This is a genomic window from Vicinamibacterales bacterium (assembly GCA_036496585.1).
GTDB lineage: Bacteria > Acidobacteriota > Vicinamibacteria > Vicinamibacterales > 2-12-FULL-66-21 > JAICSD01.
The window spans coordinates 1-25207 of the sequence record DASXLB010000025.1; the positions used below are offsets into that span (position 1 = coordinate 1).

At 66.3% G+C, this 25207-nt stretch carries 21 protein-coding genes; 8 read left to right on the forward strand and 13 right to left on the reverse strand.

Features of this window, described 5'->3' with window-relative positions:
• The 3 genes from lpdA to aceE form a co-directional block, all read right to left on the reverse strand.
• On the reverse strand, positions 1-1283 hold a 1283-nt coding region (lpdA, locus tag VGI12_08545), incomplete at its 3' end, for a dihydrolipoyl dehydrogenase (GenBank protein ID HEY2432711.1).
• Positions 1284-1476: 193 nt separating this feature from the next.
• The gene (locus tag VGI12_08550; protein HEY2432712.1) at positions 1477-2844 is read right to left on the reverse strand and encodes a 2-oxo acid dehydrogenase subunit E2; all 1368 of its coding nucleotides are present in this window, start codon (positions 2842-2844) and stop codon (positions 1477-1479) included.
• 195 nt (positions 2845-3039) lie between these two features.
• The gene (aceE, locus tag VGI12_08555) at positions 3040-5724 is read right to left on the reverse strand and encodes a pyruvate dehydrogenase (acetyl-transferring), homodimeric type (GenBank protein ID HEY2432713.1); all 2685 of its coding nucleotides are present in this window, start codon (positions 5722-5724) and stop codon (positions 3040-3042) included.
• Positions 5725-5795: 71 nt separating this feature from the next.
• Here aceE and VGI12_08560 point away from each other — a divergent pair, with 71 nt between their 5' ends.
• Complete coding sequence (locus VGI12_08560) at positions 5796-7418, forward strand: hypothetical protein (GenBank protein ID HEY2432714.1); 1623 nt, start codon at positions 5796-5798, stop codon at positions 7416-7418.
• 104 nt (positions 7419-7522) lie between these two features.
• On the opposite strand, the gene VGI12_08565 is transcribed toward VGI12_08560, so the two are convergent.
• The 3 genes from VGI12_08565 to VGI12_08575 are packed head-to-tail and all read right to left on the reverse strand — an operon-like array spanning position 7523 to position 9673.
• A complete protein-coding gene (locus VGI12_08565; protein ID HEY2432715.1) occupies positions 7523-7918 on the reverse strand; it encodes a LysM peptidoglycan-binding domain-containing protein in 396 nt (131 codons plus the stop codon).
• 42 nt (positions 7919-7960) lie between these two features.
• A complete protein-coding gene (locus tag VGI12_08570; protein ID HEY2432716.1) occupies positions 7961-8776 on the reverse strand; it encodes a hypothetical protein in 816 nt (271 codons plus the stop codon).
• Between the two features lie 60 nt (positions 8777-8836).
• Positions 8837-9673, reverse strand: coding sequence for a glycerophosphodiester phosphodiesterase (locus VGI12_08575; protein HEY2432717.1), 837 nt, complete (start codon positions 9671-9673; stop codon positions 8837-8839).
• Between the two features lie 94 nt (positions 9674-9767).
• Here VGI12_08575 and VGI12_08580 point away from each other — a divergent pair, with 94 nt between their 5' ends.
• The 3 genes from VGI12_08580 (at position 9768) to VGI12_08590 (ending at position 13427) form a co-directional block, all read left to right on the forward strand.
• Positions 9768-11264 carry a hypothetical protein gene (locus tag VGI12_08580; GenBank protein HEY2432718.1) on the forward strand — a complete coding sequence of 499 codons (1497 nt, stop codon included), beginning with the start codon at positions 9768-9770 and terminating at the stop codon, positions 11262-11264.
• A gap of 35 nt (positions 11265-11299) precedes the next feature.
• A complete protein-coding gene (locus tag VGI12_08585; GenBank protein ID HEY2432719.1) occupies positions 11300-12592 on the forward strand; it encodes a VWA domain-containing protein in 1293 nt (430 codons plus the stop codon).
• Between the two features lie 169 nt (positions 12593-12761).
• The gene (locus VGI12_08590; GenBank protein ID HEY2432720.1) at positions 12762-13427 is read left to right on the forward strand and encodes an LON peptidase substrate-binding domain-containing protein; all 666 of its coding nucleotides are present in this window, start codon (positions 12762-12764) and stop codon (positions 13425-13427) included.
• Positions 13428-13441: 14 nt separating this feature from the next.
• Here VGI12_08590 and VGI12_08595 read toward each other — a convergent pair whose 3' ends face one another.
• Genes VGI12_08595 through folE form a run of 3 tightly spaced genes read right to left on the reverse strand, consistent with a single transcriptional unit; the run spans position 13442 to position 15481 of the window.
• A complete protein-coding gene (locus tag VGI12_08595) occupies positions 13442-14101 on the reverse strand; it encodes a hypothetical protein (GenBank protein ID HEY2432721.1) in 660 nt (219 codons plus the stop codon).
• A 4-nt stretch (positions 14102-14105) separates the two neighbouring features.
• Positions 14106-14915, reverse strand: a complete 810-nt coding sequence (locus tag VGI12_08600; protein ID HEY2432722.1) for a cobalamin-binding protein — start codon at positions 14913-14915, stop codon at positions 14106-14108.
• Positions 14882-15481 carry a GTP cyclohydrolase I FolE gene (folE, locus tag VGI12_08605; protein HEY2432723.1) on the reverse strand — a complete coding sequence of 200 codons (600 nt, stop codon included), beginning with the start codon at positions 15479-15481 and terminating at the stop codon, positions 14882-14884. The genes VGI12_08600 and folE overlap by 34 nt, the downstream gene beginning before the upstream one ends.
• Positions 15482-15506: 25 nt before the next feature.
• On the opposite strand from folE, the gene VGI12_08610 reads away from it, so the two are divergent.
• Together VGI12_08610 and VGI12_08615 are read left to right on the forward strand one after the other, a co-directional pair.
• Positions 15507-16199 (forward strand): TRAP transporter TatT component family protein, encoded by a 693-nt coding sequence (locus VGI12_08610; protein ID HEY2432724.1) that lies wholly within the window; start codon positions 15507-15509, stop codon positions 16197-16199.
• A 7-nt stretch (positions 16200-16206) separates the two neighbouring features.
• Positions 16207-16626 (forward strand): vitamin K epoxide reductase family protein, encoded by a 420-nt coding sequence (locus VGI12_08615; GenBank protein HEY2432725.1) that lies wholly within the window; start codon positions 16207-16209, stop codon positions 16624-16626.
• Positions 16627-16845: 219 nt separating this feature from the next.
• On the opposite strand, the gene VGI12_08620 is transcribed toward VGI12_08615, so the two are convergent.
• The 4 genes from VGI12_08620 to VGI12_08635 are packed head-to-tail and all read right to left on the reverse strand — an operon-like array spanning position 16846 to position 20839.
• A complete protein-coding gene (locus tag VGI12_08620) occupies positions 16846-18024 on the reverse strand; it encodes an acetyl-CoA C-acetyltransferase (GenBank protein HEY2432726.1) in 1179 nt (392 codons plus the stop codon).
• Positions 18021-19073, reverse strand: a complete 1053-nt coding sequence (locus tag VGI12_08625; GenBank protein ID HEY2432727.1) for a 3-isopropylmalate dehydrogenase — start codon at positions 19071-19073, stop codon at positions 18021-18023. Before VGI12_08625 ends, VGI12_08620 begins: the two co-directional genes overlap by 4 nt.
• 10 nt (positions 19074-19083) lie before the next feature.
• Positions 19084-20304 (reverse strand): thiolase family protein, encoded by a 1221-nt coding sequence (locus tag VGI12_08630; GenBank protein HEY2432728.1) that lies wholly within the window; start codon positions 20302-20304, stop codon positions 19084-19086.
• A 43-nt stretch (positions 20305-20347) separates the two neighbouring features.
• Complete coding sequence (locus VGI12_08635) at positions 20348-20839, reverse strand: hypothetical protein (protein HEY2432729.1); 492 nt, start codon at positions 20837-20839, stop codon at positions 20348-20350.
• Positions 20840-21129: 290 nt separating this feature from the next.
• On the opposite strand from VGI12_08635, the gene VGI12_08640 reads away from it, so the two are divergent.
• Positions 21130-24204, forward strand: a complete 3075-nt coding sequence (locus VGI12_08640) for a carboxypeptidase regulatory-like domain-containing protein (protein HEY2432730.1) — start codon at positions 21130-21132, stop codon at positions 24202-24204.
• Between the two features lie 110 nt (positions 24205-24314).
• Entirely contained in the window at positions 24315-25091 is a 777-nt protein-coding gene (locus VGI12_08645; protein ID HEY2432731.1) for a tetratricopeptide repeat protein, read from the forward strand.
• Positions 25092-25207: the final 116 nt, after the last annotated feature.

Below are 25207 nucleotides of genomic sequence, written 5' to 3' on the forward strand. Positions count from 1 at the left end.
AGCTCGCCGGCGCCCGGGCCGCAGATGCCGACACCGAGCACCCGCTCGGTCTTCGGATCGATCACGAGCTTGGTGACGCCGTCGGTGCGGCCAAGTGAGATGGCGCGGCCCGACGCGCCCCACGGGAAGCGCGCCACGGCGACCGCCAGACCCTTCTTCTCGGCCTCGGTTTCGGTCAGCCCCGCCCACGCGATCTCCGGATCGGTGAACACGACGGCGGGAATCGCGAGCGGCGCAAAGGCGACGTTGCGATCGCCGGCGATCGCATCCACCGCCGCGCGGCCCTCGTGCGCCGCCTTGTGCGCCAGCATCGGCTCGCCGGCGACGTCGCCGATCGCGTAGATCCCCGGCTCGCCGGTCTGACGCGCCTCGTCGACGACGATGAAGCCGCGCTTGTCGATCTCGATCTTCAGCTTGTCCAGACCTGGGATTGACGAATTGGGGCGCCGTCCGATTGACACCAGCACGCGGTCGAACGCTTTCTCGCCGGTGAAGCCCTCCCCCTCGAACGACACGAGGATCTCCTTCGCCTCCTTCGCCTCCTTCGCGTCCTTCCCTCTCATGCCCGTGACCTTCGTGTTCAACCACACGGCGTCGCAGATCGCGGTGATCCGCTTGGCCAGGATGTTGACCAGATCGCGGTCAGCGCCCGGCAGCAGTCCCGGCGTCATCTCGACGACGGTCACCTTGCTGCCAAGCGCGGCATACACGGACCCGAGCTCCAGCCCGATGTAGCCGCCTCCGACGACGAGCAGTGAGCCGGGGATGTCGGGCAGCTCGAGCGCGCCGGTCGAGTCCATCAGCCGCGGACTGTCGATCGACAGTCCTGGGATCGTGGTCGGACGAGAGCCGGTGGCGATGATGCAGGATTCGAAGGTCAGCGTCTCCTTGCCGCCGCCGACGAGATCGATGTCGAGGGTGCGCGTGTCGCGGAATGACGCCATCCCCTGCAGGTGCGCGATCTTGCGCAGGTTGCGTACCTGCCCTGCGCCGGCGGTCAACTGGCCAACGACCTTGTTCTTGAAGTCGCGCAGCTTCCCGAGATCGATTGTCGGACTGCCGAACGCGACGCCGACATCGGCGAGGTGCGCCGACTCCGTGATCACGTCGGCGACATGCAGCAGCGCCTTCGACGGAATGCAGCCGCGGTAGACGCAGACGCCGCCGGGGTTCTTCTCGGGATCGACGAGCGTGACCTGCAGACCGCGATCGGCGGCGTAGAACGCCGCCGCGTAGCCGCCGGGGCCGGCGCCGATCACAACGAGTTGAGTGGAGAGAGGCATAAGGACGGTGCTAAGGGTGCAAAGGGTGCTAAAGGTGCTAAAGGTGCTGGTGCGAAGGGTGCCAACGGTGCGAAGGGTGCTGGTGCCAAGGGTGCTGGTGCCAAGCGTGCCGGCGCACCCTTAGCCCCCTCTAGCACCCTTCGCACCAGCACCGTTAGCCCCCTTGGCCCCCTTCGCACCGTTAGCACCCTTGTCAGAGGCTCAACAGAAACGGGTTCTCAAACGCCTCCGCCACCCAGCGCAGGAAGCGCGCTGCGTCGGCGCCGTCGATGACGCGGTGGTCGTAGGAGAGCGACAGCGGCAGCATCAGCCGCGGCTGGAACTGGTGGCCGTCCCACACGGGCTCGGTGCTGCCGCGCGAGATGCCGAGGATGGCCACGTCGGGCCAGTTGACGATCGGGCTGAAGCCGACGCCGCCGATGCCGCCAAGGTTCGAGATGGTGATCACCCCACCCGACATGTCCTCCAGCGTGAGCTTGCCGGCACGCGCCTTCTCGGAGATCTTCGCCAGTTCCACGGACAGATCGACCAGGCCCTTGCGGTCGACGTCGCGGACGACGGCGACCAGCAGGCCGCGCTCGGTATCGACTGCGACGCCGATGTTCGAATACTTCTTGTAGACCAGCTGGCCGCGCTGCAAGTCGAGTGAGGACGCGAACTGCGGGAACTTCTTCACCGCGGCGGCGAGCACCTTCAGCGCGATCGCCGTGACGGTCATTTTGCCGCCCGCCTTCTCGGCGATCGGCGAATACTTCTTGCGCAGCTCCTCGAGGGCGGTGATGTCGGCCTTGTCGTACTGCGTGACCGCCGGCACGACGTTCCAGACGCGGCTGAGGTGCTCGGCGGTCTTGCGCCGGATGTTGTTGATCGGCTTGGTTTCGATCTCGCCCCACTTGGCGAAGTCCGGCAGCGGCTGCTGCGCCGGCACGCCGGCGGAACTCCCGCCCTCCATCACGCCGCGGACGTAGGCCTGGACGTCGTCGACGCTGATCCGGCTGTTCGGGCCGGTGCCGCTCACCTGCCGGATGTCGACCCCAAGCTCGCGCGCGACCCGCCGCACCGACGGCGCGGCGGCCGGCGCCGGACCGCTGTCGGGTGTCTGAGACGCTGCCGCCGCACGGGCGCCGCGGCCGATGTCGACAACTTCACCCCGCCGCGGCCTGGGCGCGTCGACAATCTCATCCTCGGGTTGCCGGATGGAAGGAACCGAAGAAGACGAAGGGGAAGGAGTCGAAGAGGACGAAGGAGTCGAAGGAGCGGGCGCGGCGGCCTCTTGCTCCTTCGGTTCCTTCTGTTCCTTCGCGTCCTTCGCCTCCTTCCCTTTCGATTCCTTCAGATCGAAGATTACCTGGCCGACTTGGACCTTGTCGCCGGGCTTGACCTTGACCTCGCCGACGGTGCCGTCAACGGAGGACGGCACCTCGATGGTGGCCTTGTCGGTTTCGAGCTCGAGGACGGGCTGTTCGGCCTTGACGGCGTCGCCGGCCTTGACGAGCACGCGCAGCACGTCGCCGCCGTGCACGTTTTCACCCAGTTCGGGCAGTTTGAATTCGCTCGCCATATGTCAGGAAAGTCTAGTGCTAAAGGTGCAAAGGGTGCCAATGGTGCAAACGGTGCTGGTGCTAGAGGTGCGAAGGGTGCTGGTGCTAGGGGTGCTGGTGCCAAGACTGCGCACCCTTCGCACCCTTCGCGCCTTCGGCACCAGCACCCTTAGCACCCTTGGCCCCTTTAGCACCCTTTGCACCATTCGGCGCGCTTACGCTTTCGCCGGATTCGGTTTTTCCGGATTGATCCCCAGTTCGACAATCACCTTCTGTACGGTGCCCGCCTCGAGCTGTCCTTCCTTTTGCAGCTCGGCGAGTGTCGCGACGGCGACGAAGCGCGCGTCGACCTCGAAGAACTCGCGCAGCGCGGCGCGGTCTTCGCTGCGGCCGAAGCCGTCGGTGCCGAGCGATCGGATCCGGCGCGGTGCCCAGCGATCGATCGAGTCCGGCAGCACCTTCAGGTAGTCGGACGCCGCCACGAAGACGCCGGGCGCGTCCTTCAGGCACTGCGTCACGTAGGGGACCTTCGGCGACTCGGCCGGGTGCAGCATGTTCCAGCGCTCGCAGGCATGCCCGTCCCGATACAGCTCGCCGTAGCTCGTCACGCTCCAGACATCGGCGGCGACGCCGTACTTCTGCAGGATCTCCTGCGCCTTGATGACCTCGTTGAGGATCGCGCCGCTGCCGAACAGCTGCGCGCGCGGCGCCTTGGCGTCCTTCTTCGACTCGGGAGCCGGCTTCACCTTGTACATGCCCTTGAGAATCCCGTCGCGGGCGCCCTTCGGCATCTCGAGGTGCTCGTACTGCTCGTTCATGACGGTCAGGTAGTAGAAGATGCTTTCCTGATCGCGATACATCCGCTTGATCCCGTCCTGGATGATGACCGCCAGCTCGTAGGCGTAGGCCGGATCGTAGGAGAGGCAGTTCGGATAGCACAGCGAGTAGACGAGCGCGTTGCCGTCCTGGTGCTGTAGCCCCTCGCCCGCGAGCGTCGTCCGGCCGGCCGTCCCGCCGAGCAGGAACCCCTTGACGCGCGTGTCGCCGGCGGCCCAGATCAGATCGCCGACGCGCTGGAAGCCGAACATCGAGTAGTAGATGAAGAACGGGATCGTGTTGACGCCGTGCGTCGCGTAGGCGCTGCCGGCGGCGATGAACGAGGCGAGCGAGCCCGCTTCGGTGATGCCTTCCTCGAGGATCTGGCCGTCCTGCGCTTCCTTGTAGTAGAGGAGCGTGTCCATGTCGACCGGCTCGTACTTCTGGCCGACGTGCGAGTAGATGCCGACCGCGCGGAACAGCGACTCCATACCGAACGTGCGCGCCTCGTCGGGGACGATCGGCACGATCAGCTCGCCGACTTCCTTGTCGCGCAGCAGCTTCGACAGGATCCGCACGAAGACCATCGTCGTCGACGCCTTGCGGCCGTCCGTGCCCTTGAGGAACTCGTCGAACACGTCGTCGAGACCGGCCTTGAGCGGTTCGACGCGGACCTGGCGCTGCGGCACCGGGCCGCCAAGCGACTTGCGCCGCTCGCGGACGTACTGCAGCTCGGGGCTGTCGTCGGCCGGACGGTAGAACGGCGCGTCGGCGATCTGTTCGTCGGAGATCGGGATGCCGAAGCGGGTGCGGAACGAGCGGAGATCCGCCTCGTTCATCTTCTTCTGCTGGTGCGTGATGTTCTTGCCTTCGCCAGCCTCGCCCATGCCATAGCCCTTGATGGTCCGGGCCAGGACCACGGTCGGCTGACCGGTGGTCTCGACAGCCTGCTTGAAGGCGTTGTAGACCTTCTGCGGATCGTGGCCGCCGAGGCGCAGGCGCTTCAACTGATCGTCGGAGAGGTGCTTGACCATCTCGAGCAGCCGCGGATCGGTGCCGAAGAAGTGCTCGCGGAAGTAGGCGCCCGATTCGACCGCGTACTTCTGATACTGGCCGTCGACGACCTCACCCATCCGCTTGGCCAGCAGCCCGTCGGGATCCTTGGCGAGGAGCGGATCCCAGTCGCAGCCCCACAGCACCTTGATGACGTTCCAGCCGGCGCCGCGGAACAGCGCTTCGAGCTCCTGAATCACATGGCCGTTGCCGCGCACCGGACCATCCAGGCGCTGCAGATTGCAATTGATGACCCAGATCAGGTTGTCGAGCTTCTCGCGTGACGCGAGGCTGATCGCGCCGAGCGATTCCGGCTCGTCGGTCTCACCGTCGCCGAGGAACGCCCAGACCTTGCTGGTCGACGGCTTCTTGAGATTGCGGTCTTCCAGGTAGCGGTTGAAGCGGGCCTGGTAGATCGACATGATCGGCCCGAGCCCCATCGACACCGTCGGGAATTCCCAGAAGTCCGGCATCAGCCACGGATGCGGGTACGACGACAAACCGCCGCCCGGACGCAGCTCGTGCCGGAAGTTCTCCAGCTGCTCCTGCGTCAGCCGGCCCTCGAGATACGCCCGTGCGTAGATGCCGGGAGATGCGTGGCCCTGGAAGTAGATGACGTCGCCGTCGCCCTCGCGCCCCTTGCCGCGGAAGAAGTGGTTGAACCCCACTTCGTAGAGCGTCGCGGCAGACGCATAGGTGGAGATGTGGCCGCCGATGCCGTCGGAGAGCCGGTTGGCGCGCACCACCATCGCCATCGCGTTCCAGCGGATCAGGCTCTTGATGCGGCGCTCGATCTCCTGGCTGCCGGGAAGCGGCGTCTCCTCCTCGGGCCGGATCGTGTTGACGTAGGCGGTGACCGCGCTGAACGGCAGCGCGACGCCGCTCATCCGCGCGTGATGCCGCAGCGTGGCGAGCAGCCGCTGGACGCGGCCGCGGTCCCCCTGCTCGATGACGTAGTCGAGCGACTCACGCCATTCGCGCTGTTCGAGGGCTTCGAGTTCGGCAGTGTCCTTGGGCGCAGGATTTCGCATCTCGGTATGGATCCTCTCTTCGGCGGTACAATCTCCTATTGTAGGGCACAATAACGGCCACCGTTACTTGCATGGCGACACTGGCCGAACTTCAGAAGATGCTCGCCCGCTTCGCGCCGGCCGACGTCGGCGCCGACCTGAGCGGGCTGCCGAAACACGAACGGGAGGCGCTGGGGCATCTCGTCGAGGCGGCGCGTGTGATGGACGCGCTCTTCCTCCACCAGGTATGGGCCGGGAACGACGCGATGCTGCAGGAACTCGCGCAGAAAGCGTCGATGCCGGTCGGGCCGCGCGCCTCGCGCACCGCGGCGGCTCGCCTACACTGTTTCCTGCTGAACAAGGGGCCGTGGGACCGGCTCGACGACAACAGGCCGTTCGTCCCGGGGACGCCGGCCAAGCCCGCGGCGGCGAACTTCTATCCCGCCGGCGCCGCCCGCGAGGACGTCGAGACATGGCTGGCCGGCCTGTCGGGGAAGGCGAAGGACGCCGCGACCGGCTTCTTCACGACCATCCGGCGTGACGGCCGGAACTTCACCGCCGTCCCCTATAGCCTCGAGTACCAGGGCGCGCTGGCCCGCGCCGCCGACCTGCTGCGCGACGCCGCCCGGCTGACGAGTGAGCCGACGCTCAGGGCGTTCCTGTCGGCGCGCGCCGACGCCTTTCTCAGCAACGACTATTACGCGAGCGACGTCGCCTGGATGGAACTCGACGCCGCGATCGAGCCGACGATCGGCCCCTACGAGGTCTACGAGGACGAGTGGTTCAACCTGAAGGCGGCGTTCGAGGCCTTCATCACCATCCGCGACGAGGCCGAGTCGACGAAGCTGCAGGGGTTCGGGGATCACCTGCAGGAGCTCGAAGACCATCTGCCGATCGATCCGAAGTACCGCAATCCGAAGCTGGCCGCACTCTCGCCGATCCGCGTCGTCAACGTGGTGTTCGCCGCCGGCGACGGAAACCGCGGCGTGCAGACCGCGGCGTTCAACCTGCCGAACGACGAACGGGTGCTGCGCGAAAAAGGCGCCAAGCGGGTGATGCTGAAGAACGTGCAGGACGCGAAGTTCACGATGGTCCTGCTGCCTATCGCCAAGGCGGCGCTGGCATCCGCCGATCAGCAGAAGGTGTCGTTCGCCGCGTTCTTCACGCACATCCTGCTGCACGAGCTGATGCACGGACTTGGCCCGCACGACATCGCGGTGAACGGCCGGACCACGACCGTCCGGCATGAGCTGAAAGAGACCTACAGCACGATCGAGGAAGTGAAGGCCGACGTGTCGGCGCTGTGGGCGCTCCGCTATCTCGCCGATCGCAAGCAGCTCGACGCCGCCATCGCGAAATCGATGTACGCGACGTTCCTGGCGTCGGCGTTCCGCTCGATCCGGTTCGGAGTGAACGAAGCCCACGGCCGCGGCCTGGCGATCCAGATCAACAGTTTCCTCGATGCCGGCGCGTTCAAGGTCCGCCAGGACGGCACCTTCACCATCGACGCCGGCAGGATCGCCGACGCCGTCACGGCCCTGACCGGCGACGTGATGACGATCCAGGCTGAAGGAAGCTACGCACGGGCGAAAGACCTCTCCACTCGCCTGGGCGTGGTCCGTCCCGAGGTCCAGCGAGTCCTCGACAGACTGGCCGGCATCCCCGTCGATATCGAACCGAAATTCACCACCGCCGCTCAGCTGGTGGGCCGATAGCAGGGCCGGGTATCGATCTTGGGAAGACCGATCGCCTTCGGATCGCGATCCGAAACGGCACGAGCCTTCCAGAGGCCAAGACCCAGCCCCTGCGCACCCTCCCGCTACGCCGGTAGTTTCAACACCTGTCCAGGCTTGATCTTGTCGGGATCGGAGAGCTGATCGCGGTTCTCGTTGAAGATCTTCATGTAGCCATTCGCGTCGCCGAGATGCTCCTTGGCGATCTTGCTCAATGTATCGCCCGCCTTCACCGTGTAAGTTCGTCCACCGGCGCCCGTCGTTCCGACCGGCTGCGCCTGCGGCACCACATGGATGTCAGCGTCGATGTCCGTCTGCCAGCTCGGAACCGTCTTGATCGCGTTCCAGATCTGGTTTTTTTCGTCTTCGGAATGAACGCTGCCCTGGAAGCGGAGCTTGTCCCCTTCCTGCGTCGCAGCTCCCTGAAAACCGAGGCGTTTGGCGGTTTGAATCGCCTGATCGTACTTGGCGCGTAGATCCATCTGAACCTCCTTGAAGTTCAGATGGATCTACAAGGTCCGTGCCTACGGCTGCTGCAGAGTTCCCCGGTACGGGATCACCTGGCCGCTGACGATGCTGGCGTCGAAGGACATCGGCTGCATGCCGTTCGCGCGCAGCTCGATGCGATGGTGGCCGGCCGCCAGCTTGAGCGGGTCGGTCTGCGGACCAAACTCACTGACGGTGCCGCGGAAGCTGCCGTCGATCCACACTTCGGCGTCACTCGGCGAGATCTCGAAGCTCACGCCGCCATTGGCCCCAATCGCAGTTGCGTGCGGCTGCGTCTGGATCGAGTTGTTGCCGTAGGCCCCGGAGCCCTGTGCCGGATACGACTGCTGCTGCGGATAGCCGTTCTGCGGATACCCGTTCTGTTGCGGGTAACTCTGCTGCTGCGGATAGTTCTGCTGCGGATATCCGTTCTGCTGCGGATACCCTTGTGGGTACCCCTGCTGTGGATAGTTCTGCTGCGGGTAGTTCTGCTGCGGGTACCCCTGTTGCGGATACCCCTGCTGCGGATATCCGTAGGGCGCGGGATAGCCCTGCGCGTAGGGTGGCGGATATCCGTACGCATACGGCGCCGGATAATAGTACGGCGCGTACACGGGATACGCGACCGGGTAACCGACGCTGATGCCGAACCCCACACTGAAGTGTGAATGGAACGAGTAGTACGGCGCGTAATAGTGCGCGTGATACGGCGCCGCGTAGACCGCGTGCGGGGCGCCGTAGACGGCATGTCCGTGACCAGCCACAGCGGCATGGCCGTGGCCGTGCTGACCGGCTAGCGCCGGCGCGGCAGTGAGGGTTGCGGCGAGTGCGAGCGGAACGAGCGACTTGGTCATGGCGATCCCTCTATTCGCAAGGGTACGGCCACTGTCAAGGGGCCGCATTCCGGCCATTTCTCACCGATCTCCAATGAGCCGGCCGTCTGTGTCCTCGGACATGGACACTCTGACGACCCGAACGGCGACGTCGGGCCGGTCAGTAATCAGGGCGTCGACTCTCCAGCCCAGCAGGCGGTGCATGTCCTGCTCCTCATCCACGGTCCACACCTTGACCGGCAGGCCCACCTCATGCGCGTCGCGGACGAATCGGCGCGACACGACGCGTGTGCGGCCCGCGAGCTCCGGCACCTGATATTCCTGGAACGCCGGATGCCGCACCGGCCAGCGCACCCACGACCGGTAGAGCGCCAGCCGCGTCTCCTCCCGCGACGAACCCGTGCGGATCGCCGGTTCATATGCCCTCGCCGCTCTCAGCACGCGGCTGCCGAACGAGCCGAGCGATACGCGATCGACGGCGCCGGCGGCCCGAACGGCGTCGATCGTCCGGCACGCCAGTTCGGGCTCGTTCAGCTTCAGCTCGATGACGAAGAGCGCGGCCGGATACCGCCGCAGGACCTCGTCGAGTCGTGGGACGCCGCCGGCGAGACCCCGATAGGGACGGCTCCCGGGCTGGTCCGCCGGCTCCGCTGGCGACCCGGGCGGCGAGGGCGGACCGAAGTGATACCCCGCGTCCAGCCGGGCGAGCTCGTCGGCGGTAAGCGCCGCCAGCGGACCGCGGCCGTTGGTCGTCCGATCCAGCGTCGGGTCGTGGTGCACGACGACGACCCCGTCGCGCGAGAGATGGACGTCGAACTCGAGCCCGTCCGCGCCGAGCGATACGCCGTGATCGAACGCCAGCAGCGTGTTTTCCGGCCGCAGCGTCGATCCGCCGCGGTGCGCGTAGACCAGGGCCACGCTCGGCATCATACCGGGAGGCCGGAGCGACATTCCCACGCTCCCGAGGCGACAGCAGCCCAAGTCGATCGAACGCCGGTGCTAAGATTCGATGATGACCCCCAAGGCTGCCACGCTCGGCGCGCTCAAGAAGGAGATCGAGGCGCGGCGCCTCGCGCGTCGGTCCGTCAAATCCGAGATCCGCGACAACCTCATCGAGAAGCTGCGCGCCGGCGAATCGCTCTTCCCCGGCATCATCGGCTACGACGACTCGGTCGTGCCGCAAGTCGTCAACGCGATCCTCTCGCGTCACAACTTCATCCTGCTCGGCCTGCGCGGCCAGGCGAAGACGCGCCTGCTGCGGGCGCTGACGTCGCTGCTCGACGAGTGGATGCCGGTCGTCCCGGGCTGCGAGATCCACGACGATCCGCTGGCGCCGCTCTGCAGCGCGTGCCGCGCGCGGGTGAAGGCCGACGGCGACGCGCTCCCGATCGACTGGCTGCACCGCGACGAGCGCTACGTCGAGAAGCTGGCCACGCCCGACGTGACCATCGCCGACATGATTGGCGATCTCGATCCGATCAAGGCCGCGCGCGCCAGCCTGCAGCTCTCCGACGAATTGACGATGCACTACGGCCTGGTGCCGCGGGCGAACCGCGGCATCTTCGCGATCAACGAGCTGCCCGACCTCGCCGGCAAGATCCAGGTCGGGCTGTTCAACATCCTCCAGGAGGGGGACGTCCAGATCAAGGGTTACCCCGTCCGCCTGCCGCTCGACCTGCTGATGGTGTTCAGCGCCAACCCCGAGGACTACACCGCCCGCGGCAAGATCATCACGCCGCTGAAGGACCGCATCGGCTCCGAGATCCGCACGCATTACCCGGCCAGCCGCCAGCAGGCGATGGCGATCACTCGGCAGGAGGCGTGGACGGATCGTCCGGCCTCGGACGTCACGCCGCACGTGCCGGAATATGTGCGCGAGGTCGTCGAGGAGGTCGCGTTCCAGGCCCGGCAGGATCAGAAGATCGACAAGCGATCGGGGGTCAGCCAGCGGCTGCCCATCTCGCTGCTCGAGAACGTCGTCTCCAACGCCGAGCGCCGCGCGCTGGCGACCGGCGAGCGGACGGCGGTCCCGCGCGTCACCGACGTCTACGCTGCGATCCCGGCAATTACCGGCAAATTCGAGCTCGAATACGAGGGAGAGCTGAAAGGGGCCGACAACGTCGCGCGCGAGCTGATCCGCGGCGCCGTCTCGGCGATCTTCGACGGCTATTTCCCGAACGCCGATTTCCGCCAGATCACCGAGTGGTTCGATCTGGGCGGCAACCTGCAGATCGACGACTCGCTGGCCGCCGAGGCGCTGCTGGCGCGGGCGGGCGAGGTCCAGGGGCTGCACGAGGCGGCCCGCACGATCAACCGGCGCGCCGTCGGGCCGGAGCTCGCCGCGGCCGTCGACTTCGTGCTCGAGGGGCTCTACGCGCAGCGCAAGATCAGCCGGTCGCTCGAAGGACAGTTCCAGGCCGCCGAACAGCCGAAGCGTCCGCCGCGCAACGTCGATCAGCTCACCGAGCGGGACCTGCCGCTCGGCCACAAGAAGAAGTACTACAACTAGCGAATGCCCATGAGGGTCACGGAAGAACCACGTCTGTGAAATATCGCTACTCGAAGTTCACCGGCGACGACCTCGACGATCTCGATCTCGAGGACCTGCTGTCGAAGCTCTCGGATCTGCTCCTCGGCAGCGGGTTCGATGACCCGTACGGCCTCCCCTACGGCGAGGATGACGAGGCCGGACATTCACGCCAGTCGCTGCACGACGCCATCCTGGAAGCGATCCTCAACGGCGGCATGCTCTCGGAGGAGACGCTCGAGCGGCTACTCGGCAAGGACTGGCGCGACAGCGACGAGGCCGAACAGCGGCTCGATCAACTGATCGACAAGATCATCGAGAAGCTGCAGTCGCAGGGCTATCTGACGCAGCCGCCGCGCGACGAGGACGCGCCTCGCGAGGGCCAGTCCGGCGCCGGGATGGGGAACACCGAGCAGTACCGCTTCGAAATCACCGACAAGAGCCTCGACTTCCTCGGCTACCGGGCGCTGCGCGACCTGCTCGGGTCGCTCGGCAAGAGCAGCCTCGGCCGCCACGACACCCGCGAAATGGCCACCGGCATCGAGGCCAGCGGCGCGTCGAAGAAGTACGAGTTCGGCGACACGATGAACCTGGATGCGAGCGCGACGATCCTGAACGCCGTGCTGCGCACACGCACGAAGGCCACGAAGGAGGGGAAGGACACGAAGGAGCTCGGGATAGCGGTCGACTATGAGGATCTGATGGTGGCGCAAGGCGAGTATCAGTCCTCCTGCGCGACGGTGCTGATGCTCGACTGCAGCCACAGCATGATCCTCTACGGCGAGGATCGGTTCACGCCTGCCAAGCGCGTCGCGCTGGCGCTCGCCAACCTGATCCGGATGCAGTATCCCGGCGACGCGCTGAAGGTCGTGCTCTTCCACGACTCGGCCGAGGAAATCCCGCTCGGCCAGCTGGCGCGCTCGAAGGTCGGCCCCTACTACACCAACACCCGCGAAGGGCTGCGACTGGCGCGCCGGATCCTCGAGCGGCAGCAGAAAGACATGCGGCAGATCGTCATGATCACCGATGGCAAGCCGTCGGCGCTGACCCGCCCCGACGGGCGGATCTACCGCAACGCCTTCGGCCTCGACCCTTACATCGTCTCGGAGACCTTCGCCGAGGTGGCCGCGTGCCGCAAGGCGGGCATCCTGATCAACACGTTCATGCTGGCGCGCGACCCCGACCTCGTCAGCTTCGTCCGCAAGGTCGCGGAAATCTGCCACGGCAAGGCGTACTTCACGACGCCCCGCACGCTCGGCCGCTACGTGCTCATGGACTACATGGACAAGAAGACGCGCACCATTCACTGAAGCCTGTTATTGCAGACTGGAGATTGCAGAGTGCCGATTGCAGTGGGGATTCTCGATTGGGGATTGGATTGGCGATTGGACAGTTTCCAATCAACACTCTCCAATCCAATCCTCATTCCCGCAATCCCCAATCCAATCGGCATTCTGCACTCGGCGCTGGGCAATTGATATGTTGCCTCCCACCATTCCCGTCTTCCCCCTGCCCAACGTGGTGCTGTTCCCCAATGTGTTCCTGCCCCTCCACATTTTCGAGCCGCGCTATCGGCAGATGGTGGACGACGCGCTGAAGGGGGACCGCATCATCGGCATGGTGCTGCTGCAGCCGGGATGGGAAGGACAGTACGACGCGACGCCGCCGGTCTACCCGATTGGCTGCGCGGGAGTGATCACCCACGCCGAGCGGCTTCCCGACGGCCGCTTCAACATCGTCCTGCGCGGCATGGAGAAGTTCCGGATCCGCGGCGAGGACGACGGAGGCCTCTACCGCGTGGCGCAGGTCGAGCCCGTGTTCGAGCCCGCGCCCGAGAGCCTGCGCGACGCGATGCGGCCGCACCGCCAGCGACTCGAGGCCCTGCTGGTGCCGCAGCCCGTGAGCACGAAAAGCACGAAGGACACGAAGGAGACGAAGGACGCGAAGGAGACGAAGGTGCCCAGCTCGATGGCCGACGAGGATCTCGTCAACGCCCTCGCGCAGTACCTCGAATTCGAGCCTGTCGAGAAACAGGCCCTCCTCGAACGCGACGGCCTGCTCGAGCGCTGCCGATCACTTATCGAGCTGCTGGAAATGAAAGTACTCGTCGCCAGACACCCGTGGAACCGGGAGGGAACAAACTGAGAATGTGAAAATCATCAGCGCTTTTTTGTCGGCGCTGATCCAGGTTTGTATTCGAACAGGATGTTGCTGACGATTGCGACGGGGCGGCCGGGCATCACGACGGTGGCGTGGCCGGCGGGGGTCAGCGCGTCGAGCGTTTCGCCGAGCACGCTCACCTGATCGACGTTGGCCGGCACCTCGACGAGGACCGGCTCGCGGCCGGCGGGCGCGACGGCTTTGAGGCCGCCGCCGCTGCCGCCGCCGATGCGGTCGAAGAGATCGGATCCCGAGCGGAATTCCGCTTCGACCGCCCCCCGCGCCAGCAGATCCCCCTTCATCGTCAGCACGCCGACGGCGGCGCGGTAGCGCGCGTAGGCTTTGCCGCTCTTCATCTCGTCTTCCGAATACAGGTGACGCGCGTGCAAGTCGAAACTGAGCGTGCCGGCGCCGGCGTGCGGCGGCAGCGTGATGACGATCCCCTGCGCCGGATCGCGGCCGGCGGGCACGTCGCAGAAGCTGCGGACGGTCTTGACGCCCATGCCGATGAGCGACGGGCAGGCGGTCTCGGGAGTCGCCGTCTTGGTGGCGACCGGCTTGGCTGCGGACTTCTTGGTGGCGACCTGCTTCTTCTGGTCGGCGGGCGAGGTGGCAAGCGCGGCCGCCAGTGCGACCGCGCCGAACGTGACGACGCGCATGGTCTCAGTATAGAGGCGCGCGCCGCGGCGCCGACGCGGCGGCGTCGAGAATCCGCCGCAGCTCGCGCACGCCGTCGGTGAGCGAGGCCGGCCCCGGCTGCAGGATGATGCTCGACGGAATCTCGTGCACCTGGCCGCTGCGCACTGCGGCGACGCCATCCCAGCCGGCCCGGGCAGTGATCGTGGCCTTCCTGACCCGCTTGCCGCACCACGACGCGACGATGACATCTGGATTGCGCGCAGCGACCTCCGCCGCATCCACGATCCGCCCCTTGGCGAGGGGCCGGTCGCGGAGCTCGGGGAAGATCGGCTCGCCTCCCGCAATCTCGACGAGCTCCTCGACCCACCGGATCCCCGAGATCAGCGGATCGGGCCACTCTTCGAAGAACACGCGCGGGCGCTGAGCGCGAGGCGCGAGGCGCGGCGCGATCTCGTCGAGCCCCCGCTGGATGTCGGCCGCCAGCGCGTGGGCCTTGTCGGCGCAGCCGACCAGCGCGCCGACGATCCGGACCATCTGCAGGATCTCGGCGACGCTCCGCTGGTTGAAGGTGTAGACGGCATGGCCGCGGCGAATCAGCTCGCGGGCGATGTCGGCCTGCAGGTCGGAGAAGGCCAGCACCAGGTCGGGGCGCAGCGCGTCGATCCTGTCCAGATTCGCGCTGAGGAAGGCCGAGACCCTCGGCTTGCGCCGCGCCTCGGGTGGGCGCACCGTGTAGGCCGACACGCCGACGACGCGATCCCCTTCGCCGAGGAGATACAGCGTCTCGGTCGTCTCCTCCGTCAGACAGACGATGCGGGCTGGGTAGTCGGCCACGGCGCCGGGCGGGCGTTCAGATCCGGACGGCGGATCAGTTCGAGAAACTCCGCGCGCGTGCGGGCATCGCTCCGGAAGCCGCCGAGCATCGCGCTGGTGACCGCAAACGAGTTCTGTTTCTCGACGCCGCGCATCGCCATGCACAGGTGGGTGGCTTCGATCACCACCGCGACGCCGAGCGGGTCGATCTTCTCCTTGATGGTCGCGGCGATCTGGTTGGTCATGCGTTCCTGGATCTGCAGGCGTCGCGCGAAGACCTCGACGAGGCGCGGAATCTTGCTCAGGCCGACCACCTTCCCGTTGGGAATGTAGGCGATATGGCAGCGCCCGAAGAACGGCAGCAGGTGGTGCTCGCAGAGACTGTAGAAGTCGATGTCCCTGACGATTACCATCTCGTTATAATCGACGGTGAACAGCGCGTTGTTCAGCACGGTGTCGACGTCGGCGGTGTAGCCGCTCGTCAGGAACCGGAGCGCCTTCTCGACGCGCTTCGGCGTGTCGACCAGCCCTTCGCGCGACGGATCCTCGCCCAGTTCCGCGAGAAGCTCCCGTATGAGTGCCTGCATTCTCATATTGTACCTGCTCCCTTTGATGCCGCCGGCGGCACCCCCGTTCCGCGCGATCCCGCAGGACGACCCCGACACGCTGTATGCGCAGCGGACCGATCCGGCATCCGCGCAGCGGGCGGTGCAGGTCTGGGCTGCCCGTCTCGCCGCCAACGGACGCGACTTCGAGTCGGCGTGGAAGCTGGCGCGTGCGCGCTACTGGCTCGGCACGCACGGCGCCGACACCGATCGCAAGTCGAACCTCGATGCGGGCATCACCGCGGGACGCGCGGCGATCGCGGTCGAACCGAACCGGCCCGAGGGACATTTCTGGGTGGCGGCCAACATGGGCGCGCTCGCCGAGTCGTTCGGTCTCCGCCAGGGACTGAAATACCGCGGCGACATCAGGGCCGAGTTGGAAACGGTCCTGCGCCTCGAGCCGGCCTTTCAGCAGGGATCCGCCGACCGCGCGCTCGGCCGCTGGTACTTCAAGGTGCCGGGGCTCTTCGGCGGCAGCACGCAGAAGTCCGAGGAGCACCTGCGCAAGTCGCTGATCTACAACCCGAACAGTACGGTGTCGCTCTACTTCCTCGCCGAAACGCTGATCGACGAAAAGAAGAAGGACGAGGCGCGCGCCCTCCTGACTCGCGCGATCGAGGCCCCTCTCGATCCCGAGTGGACACCCGAGGACAACGACTTCAAGCAGAAGGCCCGTCGGCTCATGCGCGAGATCCAGTAGCCACCACATGCTCCTATCTTTTCTGACCTGGATCGCGCTCGCCGCGGGCGCCGCCGCGGCGTCGGCCGCGCTCTACGGCCACTACCGGGTGCTGCCGGCGTGGCTGACCGGCCCGGAGGTCTGCCTCATGGAAGACGGAGGCTGCGCCGTGCTCTTCCGAACGCCCCGCGCGTCGCTGCTGGGCGTCCCCAACGCGCTGCTCGGACTGCTGCTGTACGTCCTCCTGTCCGCGGGGCTGCTGCTCGGGTGGCCGCCGCCGCTGATGCTCGCGATGGTGCTGCCGGCGATCGCGATGAGCGCCTTTCTTGGATGGGGTCTGTGGACGCGCCGCCTGCAGTGCCGGATCTGCTGGACCGGGCACGCCGCCAACCTCGTGCTCGCCGTCACCCTCTTCTGGCGCGTCCTCCCGATCCTCCAGGCCCGCTGAACCCTCGCCCGCGGCGGCCGTGCGCGCTGAGGCAGGCCAAAATGGCGAGGCAGGCCAAAATGGCCTGCGCTACAGCGAACGCTCTCGCGAAACTGTCGTGAACGCTCTCGTAGCGCAGACCTTCAGGTCTGCCTCGGCAGGCCAAAATGGCCTGCGCTACACCGAACGCTCTCGTAGCGCAGACCTTCAGGTCTGCCTCGGCACGACCAGACAATGCCGCTAGATCGTCTCGACGAGCGCGGCGATGCCCTGGCCGCCCCCGATGCAGGCGGCGGCGAGGCCGCGCGTCAAGCCGCGGCGGCGCAGCTCGAGCGTCAGCGTCAGCAGCAGCCGCGTGCCGGTCATGCCGAGCGGATGGCCCAGCGCGATGGCGCCGCCGTTCACGTTGACGCGATCGCGATCGAGATGCAGTTCCTTCTCCACCGCCAGATACTGCGCGGCGAAAGCCTCGTTGATCTCGATCAGATCGATGTCCTTCAGGGCCAGGCCTGCCTTGTCGAGAACCTTGCGGGTCGCCGGCACCGGACCCATGCCCATCAGCGTCGGTTCGACGCCGACATAGGCCCAGTGGGTCAGCTTCGCGATCGGCGTCAGGCCGTGCGCCTTCACGCCGTCCGCCGACGCGATCACCAGCGCGGCGGCGCCATCGACGATCCCGCTCGCGTTTCCGGCCGTGACGCTGCCGCCCTTGCCGAATGCGGGCGGCAGCTTTGCCAATCCCTCGAGGGTCGTGTCCGGACGCAGGTGATCGTCCTCGGCGAAGAGCTCGGTCCCCTTACGCGACTTGATCTCGACTGGCACGACTTCTTCCCGCAGCCGTCCTTCGGCCCACGCCCGGGCGGCGAGCTGCTGACTGCGCAGAGCGTAGCTGTCCTGCTCCTGGCGCGAGATCCCGTACTGGACGGCGCAGTTCTCCGCGGTCGCCGCCATCGTGCAGCCGCCGTGCGTGTCGTGGAGCGACGACCACAGCGTGTCTTCGAGCTGCCCCTGGCCGAGGCGCAGGCCGCTGCGAAGGCCGCGGATGACGTGAGGCGCCTGACTCATGCTCTCCATCCCGCCGGCCAGCACGACGTTCGCTTCGCCGAGCCGGAGGAGCTGCGCGCCGCTGATCACGGCCTGGAGGCCCGAGCCGCACAGTCGGTTGACGGTCAACGCCGGAACGGCGACCGGCAGCCCCGCCTTCAGTCCGACGTGACGCGCACCGTAAACCGCGTCGGCGCTCGTCTGCAGCACGTTGCCGAACACGACGTGGTCGACAGCCTCCGGCGCGACGCGGGTTCGCTCGAGCACGGCGCGCGACGCGAGGGCGCCAAGTTCGATCGCCGACAGATCCTTCAACCGGCCCGTGTACTCACCCATCGGAGTCCGGGCGCCGCCGAGGATGAAGATGTCGGTCATCGGACGGCCGCCGCGATGACGTCGCCGGCCATGCGCGTGCCGAGCGCGCCGCCGATGTCGGCGGTCACCTGGTTGTCGCGCACCGCCTGTCGCACGGCGGCGTCGATCGCGGCGGCTTCCCGGGTCAATCCCAGCGTGTCGAGCATCAGCGCCGCCGACGCGATCGCACCGATCGGATTGGCGACGTTCTTCCCGGCGAACTTCGGCGCCGAGCCGTGCACCGGCTCGAACATCGACGTCCTGCCTGGGTGGATGTTGCCGGACGCCGCCATCCCGAGACCTCCCTGGAACGTCGCGCCGAGGTCGGTCACGATGTCGCCGAACAGATTATTGGTCACGATCACCTCGAACTGCCCGGGGTCGAGCACCATGTACATCGCGAGGGCGTCGATGTAGTAGTGCGTCGCCTGAATGCCAGGATACTCCGCCGCCACCGCCTTGAAGACGCGCTGCCAGAGCGCGTGTCCCTGCTGCATGGCGTTCGACTTGTCGGCCATGCAGACCTTCGTGCGGCCGCGGGCCTTCGCGAATTCGAAGGCGTAGCGGATGATCCGGTTCACGCCCTTGAACGTGTTCAGCTCTTCCTGGATCGCGACCTCGTCGTCGGTGCCCGCCTTGAAGCGCCCGCCGATGCTCACGTACAGCCCTTCGGTGTTCTCGCGGAAGACGGCGAAATCGACGTCCTTCGGTTCGCGATGCTTGAGCGGACAGAGCCGCGCGTCGAGCAGCGTGACCGGACGGTAGTTGACGTAGAGGTCGAGCTCGAACCGGGTGCCGAGCAGGATGTCGCGCGCGTGTCGGTTGTCGGGCACGCGCGGGTCGCCGAGCGCGCCGATGAAGATCGCGTCGAAGTCGTCGCGCAGCATCGCGTAGCCGTCGGCCGGCATCGTGACGCCCGTCTGGAGGAAGTAATCGGCGCCCCACGGCAGTGCGTCGATGTCGAAGGTCCGCCCGAACACCTCGCCGGCGCGGCGGATCACCTTGACCGCCTCCGCGGTGACCTCCTTGCCGATCCCGTCCCCAGCGATGACCGCAATCCGCAGCCCCATGTCCCTGCCTCTAGCCCCCTGCCCTCTCGAGCGCGATCGCCATGCCCATTCCGCCGCTCACGCACAACGTCGCCAGCCCACGCCTGGCCTTGCGGCGCAGCATCTCGTAGACGAGCGTCACGACGATGCGCGTGCCGGTGCAGCCGATGGGATGCCCGAGCGCGATGGCGCCGCCGTTGACGTTGAGCCGGTCGAGCGGAATCGGCAGGTCCTTCAGGACGGCGAGCACCTGCGCGGCGAACGCCTCGTTCAGCTCGACGAGATCGAAGTCGTCGAGCGACAGCCCGGTCTGCTTCAACAGCTTCTGCACGGCGGGGACGGGACCGATGCCCATGCGCCGCGGATCGACGCCAGCGGTCGCCCAGCCGGTGATCTTGACGAGCGGTGTCAGGCCCCGTGCCTTGACGGCGTCCTCACCGGCCACGACCACCGCCGCGCCCCCGTCGGTGATCCCGGAAGACGAGCCCGCCGTGACGACGCCGGCTCCCCCTTCCACCGCTGGGAAGACCAGCGGCAGCTTCTGCAGGCTCTCGATCGTCGTGCCCGCGCGCGGATGTTCGTCGGCGGCGAGCGTCTGGTCCTTCCCTTTCAGGTCCCTGTATCCGACGGGCGTGATTTCGTCGCGGAAGCGCCCGGCGGCGATCGCGCGCTCGGCCTTCTGCTGCGAATCGAGCGCGTAGCGATCGGAGGCGTCGCGCGTGATCCCGTACTCGCGCGCCAGCAGCTCCACCGTCTCGCCCATGATCAGGCCGCAGACCGAGCAGGTGAACCCGTCGCGATACATCGCGTCGACGAGCGTGAAGTTGCCCATCTTGTGGCCCCAGCGTGCGTCTTCGCTGTCGATGAGATACGGCATGCGGCTCATCGACTCGATGCCGCCGGCGAGCACCATCTCGGACTCGCCGAGCCGGATCGACTGCGCGCCGGTGGCGATCGTCTGCACGCCCGACGCGCACGCCTTGTTGATCGTCTGCGCGGGGACGCGATCGGGCACGCCGGCTTTCCGGCCGACCTGCCGCGCCGGATTGGGACCAGAGCCCGCCTGGCGGGCGTGCCCGACGAGGACCTCGTCGATGGCGTCGGCCGTGATGCCGGCCCGCTCGATGGCGGCGCGCGCCGCGGCGGCGCCGAGCTCCGCCGGATGCACGTTCCTCAACGCGCCGCCGTACTTGCCGATGGGCGTGCGGGCCGCGCCTACGATGTACACGTCGAAGACGTCCCGGGACGGCATAACTCCCAAGGATACTCCGCAGCCCGGCACCTGAAGAACCGGCCTACTGAATCAGCGAGTTGCAGCGGTAGTCCCAGATGTACACGTCGATCAGATACTTCACCGGCGAGGTGACGTCCGAGTACCCCTGCAGATAGAGGCGATAGGTGCCTGGATCGAGCTTGGCACGCGAGGAGACGCCGCCCGGCTTTGCCGGACCGACGTAGATCTTGCAGAGCGGCGTGCCGCCCGGATAACCACCCTCGAACAACGTCTCGCACGTCGTCGGCACCAGGAACGCGTCGACGCCGCCGGGTTCCGTGGCGTAGTTGGTGTTGGACAGGCTGAATTCGGGATCGCTCGTCGCGGCTTTCAGCGAGATGTCCTGGTAGACGGCGCCCCCGTCGCCTGGCACCAGTCCCGCGCTCTGGGTCGGACTGACGGTGACCCGATCGTGTTCGGCGAGCCCGCAATTGTGACAGGCGGTTTCTGAGGCGGCGAGGAGTGCGAGAACGATGGCAATCGGGACGGCTCGCGCGAGTGGCAGTGGGCCCATTCGTGCCTTTCGAGGGACAGGCGCCCGTTAAACGTACACCAACTGCGTCATGACGGCTGGATCCAAATAGCCGGATCGCATCCTTCAAGGTTTTCGATCTTTGCATGAGTTTTTGGAGTACCGTAAGCAGCTCCATTGACGAATTGCGAATAAACAGGGGCGAATGGTGACAATACGGGGGCGGGCACGCTGTGTGCGTACGCGCTCACGTTCCGACGGGCGGCTGGCTTGTGCGTTGCCGGTTTCTGTCCGTCGGGCCCGACCCAAAGCACTCGAGGAGGATGGACTACATGCGTATACGTGTTTTCGCGGTGTTGCTCGCGATGACGCTGGCTGCCTGGCCGGCCAGGGCCCAGGAGCAGCGCGGTTCGATCGAAGGAGTCGTGAAGGACTCTTCGGGAGCCGTCCTGCCGGGCGTCACCGTCGAAGCCAAGAGCGGCGGCAGCGGTATTCTCTCGGCCACCACCAACGAGTCCGGCACGTTCCGGTTCCCGTCGGTGCTCCCGGGCGTCTACGAAGTGAGCGCGGCTCTCTCCGGTTTCAAGCCGGCGAAAATTGGCGACGTCGAGGTGAAGCTCGGCTCGATGAAGAGCGTCGAGTTCGCGATGCAGCTCGCCAGCGTCAGTGAGAACGTCACGGTCACGGCGGAATCGCCGATCGTCGACGTGAAGTCGAGCGGCAAGTCGACCAACATCCGCGCCGAGCAGGTGTCGCTGCTCCCGCACAACCGCGACTTCACGACGCTCGTCACGCAGGCGCCTGGGGTCAACAACGAGACCAAGTCGGCCGGCATCATGATCGACGGCGCGGCCGCGGCCGAAAACCGCTACGTCATTGACGGCATCGAGACGACGAACATCGTCGGCGGCCTGTCGGGGCAGAACCTCCTCGCCGACTTCGTCGAAGAGGTGCAGGTGAAGTCGACCGGCTACCCGGCGGAATACGGCGGCTCGACCGGCGGCGTCATCAACGTGCTGACCAAGAGCGGCACCAATAACGTGCACGGCACCGGTTCGCTGTACTTCCAGGGATCGGACACGACCGGCGCCAACAATCAGACGCTGCGCGCCGTGTTCGGCGACGCGACCCGCGCGGAATACCACGTCTATCCCGAGGACAACGTGAGCCGCGTCGAGCCCGGTGCGTCGATCGGCGGACCGGTGCTCCAGAACAAGATGTGGTACTTCGGCGCGTATCAGCCGGCGCTGACCGATACCAAGCGTCACGTCGACACGTCCACGACCGGATTCCCGACCGCGACGACCTCTGACACGGAGCAGAAGCAGCAGGTCCAGTACCTGACCGCCAACGCCACCAACCAGGTCGGCAACAAGCTGCGCACGCGCGTCGCCTTCAACAACAGCTGGAGCAAGACCACCGGCCAGCTCGCCAACCTGGCCGGCAGCGACGCCGCCAGCACCATCTACACCAAGGGCACGCGCTTTCCGAACTACTCCGTCTCGGGCACGGCCGATTACACCGTCGGACCGAGCCTCGTGGTGTCGGGCCGCGTCGGCCGCTACCTGCTCGACACGCACGACTTCAACGTCAACACCGACGTCCGGTACCAATTTGGTAGCACGACGAACATCGGCATGCCGGGCGTGCCGGCTTCCGAGCAGCACAACTCCGGATACGTCAGCGGGCCGAGCAACAGCGGCACGGATCACGACACGCAGACCCGCAATTTCGTCCAGCTCGACGCGACGTGGTTCGCCAAGGCCGCCGGGCAGCATCAGGTCAAGGGCGGCTTCCAGCTCGATCGCCGCGCCAATGACGTTGCGACCGGCAACCTCGCGCACATCGTCAACCTGAACTGGGGCGCGAACCTGAACGGCGCGAGCGGCGCCTACGGTTACTACGAAGTGCAGAGCAACGTGCCGTCTCCCAAGCTCGGGATCATCACCCAGGGGAACGTGCAGTCGAACGTCAACGGCGTGTTCGTGCAGGACACCTGGAGCATGAACAACCGTCTGACGGTCAACCTCGGTATCCGCACCGAGAGCGAAAACGTGCCGGCCTACACGACCGACCCGTCGGTCGCGCCGAATCCGATCAAGTTCGGATGGGCCGACAAGACGGCGCCGCGCCTCGGCTTCTCCTACGACCTCAAGGGCGATGGTCGCTCGAAGGTCTACGGCTCGTGGGGCATCTTCTACGACATCTTCAAGCTGAACATGCCGCGCGGCTCGTTCGGCGGCGACAAGTGGGTGTCGTACTACTACACGCTCGACAATCCGAACTTCGAACAGCTCGATCCCACCTCGGACTGCAACCCGCACTGCCCGGGCACCTTCCTCGCCAGCACCGACTTCCGGCAGCCGTCGGTGACGCCGGGACAGGACGTCGCTCCCCCGGGATCGATCAAGCCGATGCGAACCGAGGAACTGTCGTTCGGCTTCGAGCATCAGCTCAGCAACACCACGGCGCTGACCGTGCGCTACGTGCGGAAGAACCTCGACCGTGCGATTGACGACATCGGCGACCTCACGGCGGGTGCGGAGTCGTACATCATCGCCAACCCTGGCGAAGGGCTCGTCAAGCAGTTCGACATCTCGACGGGAACCAGCGTGTACCTGCCGCAGGAACCCGGTGGCGTGTTCCCGTCCAACGCGGTCCTGATCAACCTGCCGACGGCGAAGCGCCTCTACCAGAGCGTGGAAGGGCGCCTCGAGAAGCGGCTGGCGAACCGTTGGATGTTCGTCGGCAGCTATACATGGAGCCGTGATGCGGGCAACTACTCGGGTCTCTCGTCGTCGGACGAAAACGGCCGCGACGCCCCGAACAACTCGCGCGACTACGACTACCCGGTCATGGCCTTCAACGGCGACGGCTCGATCCAGGACGGCGTGCTCGATACCGACCGCACGCATCAGATCAAGGTCCAGGGGCTGTATATCGCGAAGTGGGGAACGTCCTTCGGTGTGAACGAGTTCGCCGCAAGCGGCACGCCGATTACCCGTCAGGTCCCGATCATCGCGCCGAGCAACTACCCGGTGCGTTACGAGGGCCGCAACAGCGACGGGCGGACGCCGTTCTTCACCCAGACGGACCTGTTCATCCACCATCCGTTCAAGATCGGCGGCAAGGAGCTTGCGGTCGAGGCCAATATCCTGAACCTGTTCGATCAGCGCGCCGTCAACAGCGTCGTCACGACGATGCGCCGGACGGGCGCGATTCCGCTCGGAGCGTCGGGCTCGGGCAAGTACAACGAGGCCGACTTCTACGCCGGCAAGCTGAACTTCGACACGCTGATCGCCAACGCGGTGGCGTCGGGTGCGATGTCGCTGAACCCGCAGTTCCTGATGGCCAACGGGTACCAGGCGCCGATCCTCATGCGGATTGGCGTGAAGTACACGTTCTAGCCACGAATACACACGGATGAGCACGGACTGGTTCCGGGTTCGTCCGCAGTAAGATGAAGCCCCGCGGGTTCCGGCCCGCGGGGCTTTTTCGTTTTCGGGAGGGAACGAATATGCGCACTACCGTTACGATCGCGGTTGCCGCAATGCTCGCGGTGGCGGCGCCTGCTCGCGCGCAGGTCAACACGTTCAAGGGCGCCAGCGCGGAAGCCAAGCTCGCCAACAAGCACTATCAGAGCGGATGGGAGGCAATGCACCAGGAAGACTGGGGCGCCGCCGTCAAGGAATTCCAGGCCGCGCTCGACAGCGACGACAAGTTCACGCTCGCCTACTACTCGCTCGGCCGCGCCGAAATGGGGCGGCACAACTTCCAGAAGGCGATCGCGGCGTATTCGGCCTGCAAGCAGCTCTACGTCCGCATCGGCGGCGAGCATTTCGTCAATCAGCTCGACTACCGCAAACGCCTCGAGGACCGCATTCTCGAGTACCAGACGACGCTCCAGCAGGCCCAGCAGGCGTCGTCCGGCAAAGGCGCGTCACAGTCGCAAGCGGTCTACATTCGCGAACTGCAGACGCAGATCCAGACGCTGCAGCAGGCCAAGGAACGCAACGACCACGTCGAGATGGATGCGACGGTTCCCTACTTCGTGCCGATGGCGCTCGGGGCAGCCTATTTCCGGGCAGGCCAGTTCGCCGACGCCGAACGGGAATACACCGAAGCGGTCAAGACGAATCCCGACTCGGGCGAGACGCACAGCAACCTCGCGGTGTTGTATCTGATGACCGACCGGCTCTCACAGGCGGAGCAGGAAATCACGAAGGCCGAGGAAACCGGTTACAAGGTGAACCCGGGACTCAAAGATGACATCCGGCGACGCGTGAGCAAATAGCGTCGCCGATTGCCGAGTGCCGATTGCAGAGTGCCGATTGAACTTGTCGATTGTTGATCGCAAATTCAATCGACGATCGGCGATCGGCGATGAACTGGCAATTGACGATGGTAACT

Coding starts and splice junctions, on each gene's coding strand:
- VGI12_08550 (HEY2432712.1), bottom strand. CDS start 2,844: ATGGCGAGCGAATTCAAACTGCCCGAACTGGGTGAAAACGTGCACGGC.
- aceE (HEY2432713.1), bottom strand. CDS start 5,724: ATGCGAAATCCTGCGCCCAAGGACACTGCCGAACTCGAAGCCCTCGAA.
- VGI12_08560 (HEY2432714.1), top strand. CDS start 5,796: ATGGCGACACTGGCCGAACTTCAGAAGATGCTCGCCCGCTTCGCGCCG.
- VGI12_08565 (HEY2432715.1), bottom strand. CDS start 7,918: ATGGATCTACGCGCCAAGTACGATCAGGCGATTCAAACCGCCAAACGC.
- VGI12_08570 (HEY2432716.1), bottom strand. CDS start 8,776: ATGACCAAGTCGCTCGTTCCGCTCGCACTCGCCGCAACCCTCACTGCC.
- VGI12_08580 (HEY2432718.1), top strand. CDS start 9,768: ATGACCCCCAAGGCTGCCACGCTCGGCGCGCTCAAGAAGGAGATCGAG.
- VGI12_08590 (HEY2432720.1), top strand. CDS start 12,762: ATGTTGCCTCCCACCATTCCCGTCTTCCCCCTGCCCAACGTGGTGCTG.
- VGI12_08595 (HEY2432721.1), bottom strand. CDS start 14,101: ATGCGCGTCGTCACGTTCGGCGCGGTCGCACTGGCGGCCGCGCTTGCC.
- folE (HEY2432723.1), bottom strand. CDS start 15,481: ATGCAGGCACTCATACGGGAGCTTCTCGCGGAACTGGGCGAGGATCCG.
- VGI12_08610 (HEY2432724.1), top strand. CDS start 15,507: ATGCCGCCGGCGGCACCCCCGTTCCGCGCGATCCCGCAGGACGACCCC.
- VGI12_08615 (HEY2432725.1), top strand. CDS start 16,207: ATGCTCCTATCTTTTCTGACCTGGATCGCGCTCGCCGCGGGCGCCGCC.
- VGI12_08620 (HEY2432726.1), bottom strand. CDS start 18,024: ATGACCGACATCTTCATCCTCGGCGGCGCCCGGACTCCGATGGGTGAG.
- VGI12_08625 (HEY2432727.1), bottom strand. CDS start 19,073: ATGGGGCTGCGGATTGCGGTCATCGCTGGGGACGGGATCGGCAAGGAG.
- VGI12_08630 (HEY2432728.1), bottom strand. CDS start 20,304: ATGCCGTCCCGGGACGTCTTCGACGTGTACATCGTAGGCGCGGCCCGC.
- VGI12_08635 (HEY2432729.1), bottom strand. CDS start 20,839: ATGGGCCCACTGCCACTCGCGCGAGCCGTCCCGATTGCCATCGTTCTC.
- VGI12_08640 (HEY2432730.1), top strand. CDS start 21,130: ATGCGTATACGTGTTTTCGCGGTGTTGCTCGCGATGACGCTGGCTGCC.
- VGI12_08645 (HEY2432731.1), top strand. CDS start 24,315: ATGCGCACTACCGTTACGATCGCGGTTGCCGCAATGCTCGCGGTGGCG.